Below are 14084 nucleotides of genomic sequence, written 5' to 3'. Positions count from 1 at the left end.
CCCAAGGTCGCCGCGCCGCCCCCGCAGCTCGTGCTGCCCCGCCGCGTGGCGCCCGCCACGCCCGGCCCGGAACAGGTGGCCGCCGCCGCGGGCGCGCTCGCCCTCCTCCAGGCCCGCCTCAGGGGCCCCTCCTGGAAGGTGACGCGGCTGGCACGCAAGGCCCGCCAGGCCCTGCGCGCCCTGGGCGGCGTGGACCCCGCGGCGCACCCCGCGCTGGCCGCGCCCTTCGCCGCGCTGATGGCGCACGTGGTGGGGCCCAAGGCGGAAGGACGGCTGCCCCTGCGCCACGCCCTGGGGCTCCTGTCCGCGGTGGACGTGGCGGCCTTCCAGCGCGCGACCCAGCTGTGGACGGCCGCGCCCGCGGCCCTCGTGCCCACCGGCGTGGCGGCGGCGCGGACCCTGGGCGACCCGGAGCTGGCGCTGCGCGTGACGGCGCTCCTCGCCGAGCGTCCGGACCTGCGCGACGGCTCCGAGGACGCGTGGGCGAAGCGCTGGACCGTGCTCAAGCCGCACGTGGAGGCCCACCTGTCCAGCGCGGGCAGCTCGCTCGCGGCCTTCGTCGGCGGGGTGGCCGCGGGCGGCGACGCGCACCTGTCGAAGCGGCTCGCCCGGCTGGGGGCGTGACGCGGGCCTGCGGTGACTTCAGCGCACCTCTTCCGCGGCGGCTGCGGCAGGGGGCGTCGCGGAGGTGGGCTGGCGGTCCATCTCCTCGGTGGGGTAGCTGCGCGCCGCATCCAGGTACTTCTGGGGCTGCACGCGCCGGCGGTCCTTGCGGCTGAGGTTCTCCGGGCTCACCAGCGTGGGCTCGCCCTCGGCCACCTTCTCCACGCGGTGCCCGTCACAGAAGAGCCACTCGGTGCGCCCCTCCGGCGACTGCCGCGCGAAGTACAGGTCCGGCTGGCCCACCTGGGGATCCTTCGAGCACCACGTCCCGCGCGCCTTCTCCACGCGCGCCGGGGCCTCGTCCCGCCACTGCTGCTGCGCCGCTTGCAGGGCCACCGCGGCCTTGATTTTCGGCCCCTGGGCCATCAGCCCCTGCGCCTCCTTCACCAGCGTCGCGCCCCGCTGGGCCAGGTCCGGGAACGCGCCCGAGCGCCGGAAGTCACAGGTCTGCAGGGCCCGGAGGTTGCCCTCGTGCACCTTCAGCACCGGCGGCAGCGTGCGCAGCCCCTCTTCCAGCAGCGCGAGCTGCTTGGGCTGGTCCGGCGACGTCGGGTCCTGCGCCTGCGCCGTTTCCTTGATGAAGCGCGCCAGCAGCCCGTTCACCGCCGTCAGCTCGTCGGAGAACCAGCGCGGCTCCGCGTCACAAGGGCTCGCCTTCGACCCCGAATAATCCCGATAATCCGCGCGGGACATGCCCAGGGCATAGTGCTGCACGGGCGGAGCCTTCGTTCCCGCGCAGGCTCCCAGCAGCACGCCCCAGCCCAGCAGCACGATTCGCCGACGCATTGCCATCATGGGTTCAGTCTGCCATCCGCTTTGAGGTCGAACAAACGTTCTGGAAGGCATCCGGCCGGCTTCCTCTCCGGAGGGTGGGCGGCCAGGGGAGACGCGGTGGGTGACATGGTTGTGACAAAGGCACCGCCGGACTTTCGCGGGGTGCGACCCGGGGTACGAGGCTGCACATGAAGCCGCGGCTCCTCCTCCTCATTGGCGTGCTGGCCGCGGTGTTCGGGGTCTCCTACCTGCTGACGACCCCGGAGGCGCCGCGCTCCGGGAGCCCGGAGGCGGAGCCCGCGCGGCCCCCGTCGCGCCGGCGGGTGACGGACATCACGTTCCTCTACAGCACGGAGAAGCGGGAGTGGGTGGAGGCGGCGCTCGCGGACTTCCAGCGCACGCACCCGCACGTGCGGGTGACGCTGGTGGGGCGGGGTTCGCTGGAGGCGGCCCAGGCCATCCTGGAGGGCCGCGAGCAGCCCACGGTGTGGAGCCCGGCGGACAGCGCCGTGCTGCGCATGCTCGCGGCGGACTGGGCGACGGACGCCGGGCACGGGCCGCTGTTCGCGACGGAGGGGGACGCCGCGCCGCACCCGCTGGTCATCACGCCGCTCGTCTTCGTGGGCTGGCAGGACCGGATGGACGTGCTGCGCAAGGCGGGCGGGGGCGGGCACCTGTCGTGGAAGACGCTCCAGCGCGCGGTGGGCAGCGACCAGGGCTGGCCCGCGGTGGGGGGCCCCGCCGCGTGGGGCTTCGTGAAGCTGGGCCACACCGACCCGACGAAGTCCAACTCCGGCCTCCAGGCGCTCCTGTCCGCGACGCTGGAGTACCTGGGCCAGCGCGCGGGGGTGAGGGAAGCGGACCTGCTGGACCCCGGCTACCAGGAGTGGCTCAAGCGGCTGGAGCGGGGCGTGACGCGCTTCGAGCCGTCCACCGGCATCTTCATGACGGACCTGGTGCGCTTCGGCCCGTCCCGCTACGACCTGGCGCTGGTCTACGAGAGCCTGGCCATCTCGCACCTGGGCAACGCGCAAGGACGGTGGGGGCAGTTGCAGGTGGACTACCCGCCGGTGACGCTGTGGAGCGACCATCCGGCGGCGGTGCTCCAGGGGGACTGGGTGACGCCCGAGCAGCGCGAGGCCGCGCTGGAGTGGGTGCGCTTCCTGCGCAGCCGGCCGGTGCAGGAGCGGGCCCTGGCGTTCGGCTTCCGGCCGGCGGACCCGTCCGTGCCGCTCAAGACGGCGGACGCGGACAACCCCTTCACGCGGCTGGCGGCCCAGGGCATCCGGGTGGACGTGCCGCCCGCGGCGGACGTGCCGGACGCGTCCGTGCTGCGCACCCTGTTGGACCTGTGGTCGCGCATGGGCGTGGGGCGCTGAACAGGCTGTCGCTTTCCATGACCGGGGGAGGGGCCTCGCTCCGTAACAGCAATGCCTCTTCTTTCGCCCGCCGTGCCGGCCCGGCGGCGGAATCGCACTGCATTGCCAGGAGAAACCGATGTCATCTCAACGAAGCCGTCTCCTCTCGCGAGGAGGACGGACGGCCCTGGGCCTGTTGCTGCTCGGGATGGGCTTGGCCGGATGCGACGAGACGCCGGACGTCGGCGTGGATGCGGGCACGGAGCCGGACGCGGGAGAGACCGCTGACGCTGGCGATGCCGGCGCTCCCATCCAGACGCTGATGGAGGGGGCGTACCTGTGGGACGTGGATGCCCAGCAGCGCTTCCTGGTCGCGCAGGAAATCGATGGCGGCACGGTCGTCCAGGACCTGGCGTCCGGTGAGGTGCGGACCGTCGCGCCGCCCGTGGAAGGGCTGCGCTTCACCGCGGAGGGAAGCACCCTGCTGCTCTGGAGCGCCCAGGCGGAGGGCCTCCGCTCGACGTGGCTGTGGCGGCCCGGGGATCTCCAGGCCTTCCTCCTCAGCGACCGCATGCAGGGTTACATCCTGATGCAGGAGAAAGGGGAGCGCTACCTGGCCTTCATCGAGCAGACGCCGGAAGGCGACTCGGACGTGCGCGTGGTGGACCTGGACGGATGCACGGCCCAGGCCTGCCCGAAGCGCACGCTGTTGCGCGTGCTGGAGGGGGTGCCGGCGCTCCACGCGGGAGAGCGGTACCTGTGGGCGTGGCAGGGGGCGCGCACGTGGATTATCGACCTGACGCTGAGCACGGTGCAGGAGCTGGGCCTGCCCAGATCCGAGCTGATCATCTCCCCAGCAGGCGCACGCTTCGGGATGCTCACGCCGAAGCAGAACGTCCAGGTCCATGACACCGCCACCGGAGCCCAGCTGTGGGAGGTCCCCGTCGCGGGGACCTGGGTGTGGCTGATCCCCTCCTTCTTTGGCGAGGACACGGTCATCGTCAACACGGAGGGCGTCAAGAGGCCCCTCGACGTCTTTCCGCCCAGGAGCGCCATCGCCTGCATGGACTGGGGATGCACGAGCGTGACCTATGGACAGACCTGCCAGACCCTGCAGACGCGCACCCAGCCGCTCCTCTTCTGCTCGGGCGTGGATTGCTTCGGGGTCCGGTGCACGGCGGTCCACTCGCTCTGGAAGAGGGCAGGGGAGCCGCTTGCCGGGGGGACCTTCATCGACACCTGGCCCGCGGTGAGTGACGACCTGCGGACCTCGGTGTGGATGACGTACGGCTACGGCCCCGAAGCCGGGAGACGCACCCTGTCCTGGCACACGCATGACCGCCCGGAAGGCTCCAGCGCCGTCATCCGCTACCCGAAGCAGATCAACGTGAACCTCTTCAAGTTCATCCCGGGCGAGCAGCGCTTCGTCTTCGCCAATCCCAAGCAGACCCCGGACGGAGGCACGGAGCACTTCGTGTCGGTGTGGGACGGGACGACGCTCCAGGAGGTGGCGCCCATCGCGAATCCCAACGCGCACCACGTCGTCCGGGGACAGCCGGCCGCGCTCTACATGGACGAGACGGTGACGGAGCCTGACGGCACCTCGCGGGTACGCATCCGGCGCTTCGCGCTTTGAACGCGGCTTCCGGGCGCTTGTGTCTACTGCGGACGCATCAGGAACTCCGCGACGCGCAGCGCCCAGGCCTCGGCGGAGTCCAGCTCCGAGCGGGCGTCGGCATAGCGGTCCAACGACGCGTCCGAGCCGTCCCGCGCGAAGATGGCTTCGTTGAACTCCTTCTGGGCGTTGGTGAGCCACTGGCTCGCCCGAAGGCGCAACCACTTCGCCACCTGCGGGGTGTGCTCCACCTGGTTCAGGTCCAGCGATGAAGGGTGGAGTTCCGCCGACTCTCCCTGCTTCTCTGACTGCTGCATCTCGTTCATGTCCGGATGTTCGGCATGCACCCAAGAGCAGGCACCCGTCCCGGTTGGACGAGACAACCGTTGATGGTGAGCACTTGCGGGAAGGGCCCCTCACGGTTCTTGACGAACGGGGAGCCCGGGGGGCTGCTCAGACAACGCCGTCCCAACCGTGGTCATTCCGACGGAACGCGTCACGAAGCTCCCGGACCACGGGCTCCGGCAGAGGCCCCTGCTCCAGCGCGTGGGCGTTGGCGCGCAGGTTCTCCAGCCGCGTGGTGCCCACGATGCAGGTCGCGACCCCGGGCGCGTGCGCGGTGAAGCGCAGCGCCAGCTCCGGCCAGTCCAGGCCTCCGGGCTGCAGGGCCATCCGCTGCATCCGGTCCCAGTACTCGCCCACGTCGTGCGAGGACGGCCGGTCGTGGAAGCGCCACGGGGCGTTGGCCAGGGGCCGCTTGGCGATGACGCCCACGCCGCGTGCATTCGCCTTCGCGACACCGTGGTCGAGTGAGCGCTGATCAAAGACATTCACCGACGTCTGCACCACCGCGAACACCCCCGACTCCAACGCGGCATCCAGCCCGGCGTTGTCGCCCGAGTACGCCGCGGCGCGCACCTTGCCCGACTCCACCGCGCGGGTGAGCGCCTCCAGGAGGCCGGGGCGGTGCAGCACCTCCGGGGGACACGAGTGGAAGTGCAGCACGTCCAGCACGTCGGTGCGCAGGCGCTGGAGGGCCAGGTCCACGCCGCGCGTGATGCACTCGGGCGTCCAGTCCTCCACGCCGGGTACGCCGTAGCCACACTTGGTGGACAGCACGAACTCACGGCGCCGCGAGCCGAGGTGCCGGCCGATGCGCTCCTCGGACACGCCGTAGCTGGGCGCGGTGTCGATGAGGGTGATGCCCGCGTCCAGCACGCCGTGCAGCAGCGCGCCCGCGTCCGCGTCGCTCAAGGCTTCACTCCCCACCGGCCCCGCGCCAAAGCCGAGCACGGACACGGTGAGGCCGCTGTTTCCCAGGGGGCGCTGGATCATCGCTTCGGGCCCTCGCCCCGCGCGGCCAGGTCGATGAAGCCGCGGATCCACGTGAGGTTGATGGCGTCGCACGTCGGCAGCGGCGTGGGCGTGGTGGTCTCCAGCGCGGCGGTGTACGGCACGCCCTGGCGCGTGTACCAGTCGGTGACGCTGCCGTCGTGGAAGACGACGAAGCCGTTCTCGTCCGCGAAGCTGTTGTCATCCACCTTGCGGCTGCGCACCACGGTGGCGTGCGCGGCGCAGGCCTCCATCAGCGGGCGGTAGGCGGCCTTGTCCCCGAAGGTGTACGCGTACGTCGCGACGCCGCCCAGGTAGTTGTCCTGGTGGATGTCGAGCGCGGCGTCGGGAGGAGGGAAGCGGGCCAGGTCGGTGCGCAGCGCGCGCGTCTCCTTGGGGCCGCCGTCGTACAGCGCCCAGCGCAGGATGGGCGGGTCGCCGACGAGCTCGCCGCGCCACTCGCCGGGGGCGATCTCGTAGCGCATGAAGTCGTTGTTGGGCTTCTCGCCGCTGCGGTTGTAGCGCGAGCCGTCCTCGAAGCCGGAGGGGTTGATGCACGGGTAGACGCGCAGGCCCACGCCCTTCGACTTCGCGTAGGCGACGATGTCCGGCAGGTGCTGGGCGAGCGTCAGCGGGCCCGCGGGCTCCTCGCCGTGGAAGCCGGAGGTGATGACGAGCCAGCGTTCGCCGGGGACGATGAGGCGGAAGAGCGGGTAGTCACGCCCGCCTTCGTGCACCTGGCCGTATTCGGTGAGCTCCCCCAGGGACGAATGGGAGCGGATGCGTCGCGCGTAGTCGGTGTAATCCACCGTGGAAACATAGTCGCGCCGGCGGGCCCTGCCCATGCTGGAGCAGGGCCCGCTCACGAATATTTCGTGCCGGGTTCACCCCCGACGGGACGGGGCTACTTCTGGCCGGTGCGCTCGCGGTATTCGCTGGCCAGTTCCTGACGCTGGGCCGGGGTGAGGGTGCGATGCATCTCCAGCACGGCGTCCGTCGCCTTGTGGGCAAAGGCGCGGAACGCGTCGATGCGCGCGTCCACCAGCGCGTGCAGCTTCGCGGCGTCCGGGTTCGGCGACTCCAACTGGGTGAGGGCCTCCTTGCGGACGGACTGCTGTCCCTCCATGAGCTGCTGGCCCTCCGCGAGGAGGCGGTCCTTCACGGCGTGGAGGGACGTGCGCTGGGCCTCGGTGGCGTCCAGGTCATCGAGCTTGTCGTCCAGCTTCCACGTCACCATCTGCTTGATGCGCTCCGGATCCGGCGAACCGTGGTGACCGCGGCCGCCGAAGCCGAAGCCGGTGAGGAGGGTGACGGCGACGACGGCGGTACCGGCGATGGCGAGCTTCTTCTTCATGGCGTTGTGTCTCCAGACGTGGGGTTCGTTGCTGCTTCCTGACTGGAGCCAATATGGAAGCCGCTCATTGAGAGGGTTTGCGTGGGGCGTGAAGAAGTGTGAAGGCAGGCACGGGAGGCGGTTCGACTTGGGCGCATGCGGGCACTAACGTCGCGCGCCATGGATTCCCAGTCCGAACCGTCCAATGTCCCCATGCCGTCCGCCCCCGCGAAGCCCCCGCGCGTGTGGACGGTGGCGCTCGCCTTCGTGCTCGCCCTCGGGGTCATCATGGTGGTGGGCAGCGTCATCGTCGGCATCGCGGTCACCCGGGAGCTGCTGCGCACCGGCGGCAATCCCCAGGATCCCGCGGCCGTCACCGCGCTGTTGGAGCAGCTCAAGTTCCTGCCCTGGGTGCTCGTGGCGGGAGCGGCGGTGTCGAGCACGACGTTCATCTGCACCGCGCTCCTGGGCGGCGCGCTGTCCCCCCAACCGCTGCGCGAGCGCCTGCGGCTCCAGGCCGGAGCCTCGCTGCCCGCCTGGGCGTGGGGCGTCGCGGTGGTGGGGTGCATCGCGCTGGGACAGGCCCTGGAGAGCCTGAGCATCCTCACGGGCGTGTGGCAGTGGACGACGGCGCTGAAGGTGGTGGAGGAAAGCCGCCAGGCTCCGCCCGGGCTGTTCGCGCTGCTGCTGCTCTTCGGGGCCGTGGGCGCGGGCACGGGTGAAGAGCTGTTCTTCCGCGGCTACATGCAGACCCGCCTGGTCCAGCGCTGGGGTCGCGTGGCGGGACTCGCGGTGTCGGCCACGGTCTTTGGCCTCATCCACATGGACCCCATCCACACCCCCATCGCGCTGGTGCTGGGCGTGTTCCTGGGCTGGCTCGCGGAGCGCACGGGCAGCGTGCGCCTGCCCATCGTGGTGCACGTCCTCAACAACGCGACGTCGTTCCTGCTGACCCGCTACGTGACGCCCTTCTCCCAGATGCCCGCGTCGGCGAACCTCTCGCTGGTCGTCGGGTGCTCGCTGCTGGCGGTGGGGGCCCTCGTGCTGCTGCGCCGGACGAGCACCTCACCGGGGGAGGCGCGAACGGAGCTCGCCAGCTCGTAGCCGGCCGTCAGTGTTCGACGGGGCGCTCGACCTCGCGGGTTCCATCCGGCAGCTCCTCGGCCAGCCTCGCGCGCATCGCCGTCACGACGTTGGGGAAGTCCCCGGCCACGTCGTGCGCCTCCGCCGGATCCGCCACCACGTCGAACAGCTGCACCACCACCCCGTCCGGCGTGGGTAGCTCCAGCAGCTTCCACCGGCCCAGGTACAGCCCCCGGTGCCGGGCCCGGCGCACGGTGCCCTCCCACTCGGGCTTGAGGGCAATCTCCCCCGTGTCCTTCTCCACCGTCGCCGTCTCGTAGATCCACGGGTAGGGGATGCGCACGGTCTGGTACGGCTGGCCGTCGCGGTCGCTGAACCACAGGTCCGTCTCGATGAGCGCGGGCGCGTCCGGTAGCGGCCCCGGCTCCTCCCCGGGCCTCACCAATGACGCGAGCGAGCGGCCCCGGAAGGACTCCGGCGTGGGCACGCCCAAGAGCTCCAGCACCGTGGGCGCCACATCCAGCGAGCGCGCCCGCTGCGTCACCGTGCGCCCTGGGGCCACCTGCCCGGGCAGCCGCACCACGAAGGGGATGCGCAGCGCCGCGCCGCCCCACAGGTGGTCGCCGTGGCCCAGGCCCAGGCTCGCGTCCGCCAGGTGCTCACCGTGGTCCGACAGCACCACCACCAGCGTGTCGTCCCACCGCCCGCGCTGCTCCAGGTCCGCGCGCAGGTCCCCCACCAGCCCGTCGAACGTGCGCACCCCCGCGTCGTAGTTGGCCCCCAGCGCGGCCACGTCCTCGGGGGTGGGGGAGGGCGCCTCCGGGTTGACCTCCACCTGCGGCGTCGTGCCAAAGCGCCACGGCCCCCGGTAGCCCTCCTCCACGAACCGACCCTCCTGCGGCCACGGCGCGGCGTAGGGAAAGTGCGTGGACGACGCGAAGACAACCAGCGCGAACGGCGCGTCCTCCGGCAACCCATCCAACGTGCGGAGCACCCGCGCGAGCAGCGGGGCCGGGTCGGTCAGCTCCGGGAATTCACCGCGCTCCGGGAACAGCCCTGGCGCCAGCGCCGTCCACGGCAGCAGCGCCACGTGCATGATGAGCATTCGCTGACGCACGAGGTCCGGGAAGCGGAAGTCCGGCGCGGACACCTGCTGGAAGCCATACGGGAAGCGGGAGAAGTGGTCCCCCGCGTAGTCCGCCACCACCGCCGTGCGGTAGCCCTGCGCCGCCAGCACCGTGGCCAGCGTGGTGAGCTTCGTCTCGCGCGCCTCGCGGCCCACCAGCGTGTGCACCACCGGGTGCTCGCCCGCCCACTGCGACGTCAGCAGCGTCGTCCATGACGGCGCGGTGCGCGGCACCTGCACCACCGTGTCGCTGAAGCGCGTGCCCTCGTCCATCAACCGGTCGATGTTCGGGGACGTGGCCCGGGGGTAGCCGTTGCCCGACAGGTGATCCGGCCGCAGCCCGTCCGACGCCAGGATGAGCAGGTTCGGCCGCGCTGTCCCCGCTCCCCCGGCGGGACGCCCCATCCGCGCCAGCCCCAGGCCCGCGAACCCCAGCACGGCCACCGCCACCGTCGCGCCTCCCACCACCCGGTGCCAGCGCGGCACCGGCCCCAGTCCCCGCAGCACCAGCGCCACCCCGCTCACCGCCGGAAGCACCAGTGCCGCCGCATACCAACCCGACGGCTGCGTGCCGCTCACCGCCCGCAGCAGCGCCGCCGTCACCTCCGAGCGCCCATACAGCGTCGCCGCGTACACGTGCGGATGCTGCGCCATGTTCCCCAGCACCCCCAGCGCCTCCACCAGCAGGCACCCCAGGGCGCTCCAGCCGAACACCGCGCGCCGGCTCCGCTCCGCCGCCCACGCGCCCGCGCCCAGGAGCGCCCCCAGCACCAGGCCGATGACGGAGTACGCCGCGATGAGCCGCGCCACCTGCCACAGCACCACGCCGCGCCACTCGCTCCACACCCAATCGGTGACGATGCGGCTCTCGTTGCCCTGGTAACCCAGTTGCATGTTCAGCAGGGCACAGAGCGTGTAGAGCAGCAGGAAGACGAGCAGGCCCGCCCGACAGCCAAGCAGGAGGGCACGCCCGAGCGTCGGTGAACGGGCCATGGAGGACATCCTGGGGGAGCGTGGGCACGAATCCCACGGAGGCCACCCCGCCCCGTCCGAAGTGCACACGCCCGGACGGCGGGGAAGCTCGATTCCGCTCCGGGTGTTTTCCAGTCCGGATTTCCGGGCTCCCAGGACGTGGGAGGTCCTCCGAAACCGCTGGCCCTGTCACTGGACTGGCGAGCAGGGGACCCGGGCTCTACTGTTCAGGTGCCTCCTTCTTCACTCCGGGAACCTGCCGCTTATGTCCTTTACGCACCTTCACCTCCACACCCTCTATTCGCTGCTCGATGGGGCGATCCGGATGAAGGACCTCATCAAGACGGTGAAGGAGAAGGGCATGTCGAGCGTGGCCGTCACGGACCACGGCAACATGTTCGGCACCATCGACTTCTACAAGAAGGCGAAGGACGCCGGCATCAAGCCCATCCTCGGCCTGGAGGCGTACGTCGCGGGACCCAAGGGGCGCGAGGACCGCTCGGAGAAGGTGGCCCACCACCTCATCCTCCTCGCCAAGAACGAGGAGGGCTACGCGAACCTGCGCTACCTGTCCTCCACCGCGTACATGAACGGGTTCTACTACCACCCGCGCATCGACAAGGAGGTCCTGGCCAAGCACAGCAAGGGGCTCTTCGGGCTCACCGCGTGCCTGGGCGGCGAAGTGACGAGCGCGTGCTTCCGCGGCGACATGGACCACGCCCGCCGCGCCGCCACCGAGTACAAGAACATCTTCGAGCCCGGGCAGTTCTTCCTGGAGATCCAATCCAACGGGATGCCCGAGCAGGACAAGGCGAACGAGAACCTCAAGCAGCTCTCGCGCGACATCGACGTGCCGCTCGTCGCCACCGCGGACGCGCACTACATCAAGCGCGAGGACGCCCGCGCGCATGAGCTGCTGATGTGCATCGCGAGCGGCAAGACGCTCGCGGACAGCAAGCGCCTGCGGCACTCCACCGACAAGCTCTACGTCACGAGCCCCACGGAGATGCTGGAGTTCTTCAAGGACACGCCGGAAGCCGTCCACAACACCCAGCGCATCGCCGAGCAGTGCAACGTGGAGCTGAAGCTGGGCAAGCCCATGCTGCCCACGTTCAAGGTGCCCGACAGCCACACCCCGGACTCCTTCATGGCGGAGCTGGCGTACGAGGGCCTGCGCCAGCGCTTCGAGGAGTTGAAGCACCAGTACCCCATCGACCACCAGCAGTACAAAGACCGCCTCACGCTGGAGCTGGGCGTCATCCAGCGCATGGGCTTCAGCGGCTACTTCCTCATCGTCCAGGACTTCATCAACTGGGCCAAGGACCACAACATCCCGGTGGGCCCGGGCCGTGGCTCCGGAGCAGGGTCGCTGGTCGCGTACGCGCTGCGCATCACCGACCTGGACCCCATCCCGTACAACCTGCTCTTCGAGCGCTTCCTCAACCCGGAGCGCGTGTCGATGCCGGACTTCGACATCGACTTCTGCCAGGACCGGCGCGACGAGGTCATCAAGTACGTGGGCCGCAAGTACGGCGAGATGAACGTGGGGCAGATCATCACGTTCGGTTCGCTCAAGGCCAAGAGCGTGCTGCGCGACGTGTGCCGCGTCTTCGGCCTGCCGTTCAGCGAAGGCGACCGCATCGCCAAGCTGGTGCCCGAAGTCCTCAACATCACCTTGAAGGAGGCCATTGAAATGGAGCCTCGCCTCAAGGAGATGATCGAAAAGCCCTCCAACATCGGTGAGGTGGAGGGCAACCCCGTCACCACCAAGGACGTGCTCGAAATCGCGCTCGCGCTGGAGGGCCTGCACCGCCAGCCCGGCATGCACGCGGCCGGCGTCGTCATCGCCGACAAGCCGCTGTGGGAGTTCGTGCCGGTGTACTCGCCCCCGGGCGAGAAGATCCTCATCACCCAGTTCGCCAAGGACGAGGTGGAGGCGGCGGGGCTGGTGAAGTTCGACTTCCTGGGCCTGAAGACGCTCACCGTCATCCAGCAGGCGCTGGACCTGGTGAACCGCAACCACAAGAAGGACATCAAGCGGCACGAGATTCCGCTCACCGACCCTGAGATGTGGGCGCTGATGGCCAAGGGCGACACGGCCGGCGTCTTCCAGATGGAGTCCAGCGGCTTCACCGAAATGGTGATGAAGCTCAAGCCGTCCTGCTTCGAAGACGTCATCGCCGCGGGCGCGCTCTACCGCCCGGGTCCGCTGGACGCCGGCATGGTGGACGTCTTCATCAACCGCAAGCACGGACGGGAGAAGGTGTCGTATCCGCACCCGAACCTGGAGCCGGTGCTCAAGGACACCTACGGCGTCATCGTGTACCAGGAGCAGGTGATGCAGATCTCGCAGGTCCTGGGTGGCTACACCCTGGGCCGCGCGGACCTGCTTCGCCGCGCCATGGGCAAGAAGAAGGCCGAGGTCATGCAGGCCGAGCGCGCCGGCTTCATGGAGGGCTGCAAGGCCAACAACGTGGACCTCAAGGTCGCGGGCGAAATCTTCGACCTGATGGAGAAGTTCGCCGAGTACGGCTTCAACAAGAGCCACTCCGCGGCGTACGGCCTGGTCACCATCCACACGGCGTGGCTCAAGGCCCACTACCCGTGCGAATTCATGGCCGCCCTTCTCACCAGCGAGAAGGACAACACCGACAAGGTGGTGAAGCACATTGGCGAGGCCCGCGAGTCGGGCACGCAGGTGCTGCCGCCGGACGTGAACCAGTCCGACCTGGCCTTCGGCGCGGTGGACGGGAAGATCCGCTTCGGCCTGGGCGCCATCAAGGGCGTGGGCGAGGGCGCCATCGAGTCCATCCTGGAGGCGCGCAAGGAAGGCCCCTTCAAGAGCCTGTTCGACTTCTGCGAGCGCGTGGACGGCCGCCGCGTCAACCGCAAGGTGCTGGAGGCGCTGGTGAAGGCGGGCTCCTTCGACTTCGAGAAGCGTCCCCGCGCGCAGCTCTTCGAGACCATCGAGCGCGCGATGAACCGCGGCTCCGCCAGCCAGAAGGACAGGGCCGCGGGCCAGAGCTCGCTGTTCGGCATGCTCACGGGCCCGGCCTCCGCCGGCACCGGCCTCAAGGACGACTACGCGGCGGTGGACGAGTGGCCGGAGAAGGAGCGCCTGGCCTACGAGAAGGAGTCCATCGGCTTCTACGTGTCCGGCCACCCGCTGTACCAGTACGAGAAGGAGTTGAAGCGCTACGCCCGGCCCATCACCGCCGTGCAGCGCGCGCGCCGCGATGAGAAGATCACCGTGGCGGGCATCATCACCGTGCTGCGCGAGCGCCCCACCAAGACGGGCAAGCGCATGGCGTGGGTCACCATTGAAGACCTGTCCGGCTCCACGGAGTTGGTGTGCTTCCCGGGCAAGGACGGCACGCGCAACGTGATGGGCAAGGACGGCAAGTGGTCCAAGCAGGGCCCCAAGCCGGGCTACGAGCAGTGGGAGCACCTGCTCAAGTCGGACGACCCCATCCTGGTGACGGGCACGGTGCAGATTTCGCAGCGCGACGAGAACACGCCCACCGCGGAGCTCATCGTCGACGACATCCAGAGCCTCAAGTCCGTGCGGGAGAAGCGCACCAAGCGGCTGGAGCTGCGCCTGCCCGCGGACGTCGTCACCGAGGAGCGGCTGGCGAAGCTCAACGAGCTGGCGAAGAAGTACGCGGGGGCGACGCCGGTGGCGGTGAGCGTGCTGTTCCCCGGGGAGGCCGAAGCGCACATCGCCGGCACCACGCTCAAGGTGCAGGTGAACGACGAATTGCTCCTCGCGGTGGACAAGCTCTTCGGGCAGAAGGTCGTGGAGTTCGGCTGATTCAATTGCGAAGGAGC

At 70.1% G+C, this 14084-nt stretch carries 11 protein-coding genes; 5 read left to right on the top strand and 6 right to left on the bottom strand.

Going from position 1 to position 14084, the window contains the following annotated elements; translation table 11 throughout:
• On the top strand, positions 1 to 624 hold a 624-nt coding region (locus D7X12_RS15330), incomplete at its 5' end, for a molybdenum metabolism regulator (protein ID WP_120626019.1).
• 18 nt (positions 625 to 642) lie between these two features.
• On the opposite strand, the gene D7X12_RS15325 is transcribed toward D7X12_RS15330, so the two are convergent.
• Complete coding sequence (locus D7X12_RS15325; RefSeq protein ID WP_244224573.1) at positions 643 to 1449, bottom strand: hypothetical protein; 807 nt, start codon at positions 1447 to 1449, stop codon at positions 643 to 645.
• Positions 1450 to 1625: 176 nt separating this feature from the next.
• On the opposite strand from D7X12_RS15325, the gene D7X12_RS15320 reads away from it, so the two are divergent.
• Positions 1626 to 2816 carry a substrate-binding domain-containing protein gene (locus D7X12_RS15320; protein WP_120626017.1) on the top strand — a complete coding sequence of 397 codons (1191 nt, stop codon included), beginning with the start codon at positions 1626 to 1628 and terminating at the stop codon, positions 2814 to 2816.
• 118 nt (positions 2817 to 2934) lie between these two features.
• Positions 2935 to 4431, top strand: a complete 1497-nt coding sequence (locus tag D7X12_RS15315; RefSeq protein ID WP_147443670.1) for a hypothetical protein — start codon at positions 2935 to 2937, stop codon at positions 4429 to 4431.
• Between the two features lie 23 nt (positions 4432 to 4454).
• On the opposite strand, the gene D7X12_RS15310 is transcribed toward D7X12_RS15315, so the two are convergent.
• From D7X12_RS15310 to D7X12_RS15295, 4 genes are all read right to left on the bottom strand, one after another.
• A complete protein-coding gene (locus D7X12_RS15310; protein ID WP_244224572.1) occupies positions 4455 to 4736 on the bottom strand; it encodes a FruA-associating protein, FapA in 282 nt (93 codons plus the stop codon).
• Between the two features lie 127 nt (positions 4737 to 4863).
• Positions 4864 to 5745, bottom strand: coding sequence for an aldo/keto reductase (locus D7X12_RS15305; protein WP_120626015.1), 882 nt, complete (start codon positions 5743 to 5745; stop codon positions 4864 to 4866).
• Entirely contained in the window at positions 5742 to 6551 is an 810-nt protein-coding gene (locus D7X12_RS15300) for a M14 family metallopeptidase (RefSeq protein ID WP_120626020.1), read from the bottom strand. The genes D7X12_RS15305 and D7X12_RS15300 overlap by 4 nt, the downstream gene beginning before the upstream one ends.
• A gap of 95 nt (positions 6552 to 6646) precedes the next feature.
• A complete protein-coding gene (locus D7X12_RS15295; protein ID WP_120626014.1) occupies positions 6647 to 7096 on the bottom strand; it encodes a Spy/CpxP family protein refolding chaperone in 450 nt (149 codons plus the stop codon).
• Positions 7097 to 7255: 159 nt separating this feature from the next.
• On the opposite strand from D7X12_RS15295, the gene D7X12_RS15290 reads away from it, so the two are divergent.
• Positions 7256 to 8179, top strand: coding sequence for a CPBP family intramembrane glutamic endopeptidase (locus D7X12_RS15290; protein WP_147443669.1), 924 nt, complete (start codon positions 7256 to 7258; stop codon positions 8177 to 8179).
• 7 nt (positions 8180 to 8186) lie between these two features.
• On the opposite strand, the gene D7X12_RS15285 is transcribed toward D7X12_RS15290, so the two are convergent.
• A complete protein-coding gene (locus tag D7X12_RS15285) occupies positions 8187 to 10277 on the bottom strand; it encodes a sulfatase family protein (RefSeq protein ID WP_244224571.1) in 2091 nt (696 codons plus the stop codon).
• Between the two features lie 244 nt (positions 10278 to 10521).
• Here D7X12_RS15285 and dnaE point away from each other — a divergent pair, with 244 nt between their 5' ends.
• Entirely contained in the window at positions 10522 to 14067 is a 3546-nt protein-coding gene (gene dnaE / locus D7X12_RS15280; RefSeq protein WP_120626011.1) for a DNA polymerase III subunit alpha, read from the top strand.
• The last annotated feature ends 17 nt before the right edge of the window (positions 14068 to 14084 follow it).

This window comes from Corallococcus sicarius, assembly GCF_003611735.1.
In the GTDB taxonomy this organism is placed as follows: domain Bacteria; phylum Myxococcota; class Myxococcia; order Myxococcales; family Myxococcaceae; genus Corallococcus; species Corallococcus sicarius.
This window is presented reverse-complemented; position numbering and strand designations above follow the sequence as displayed.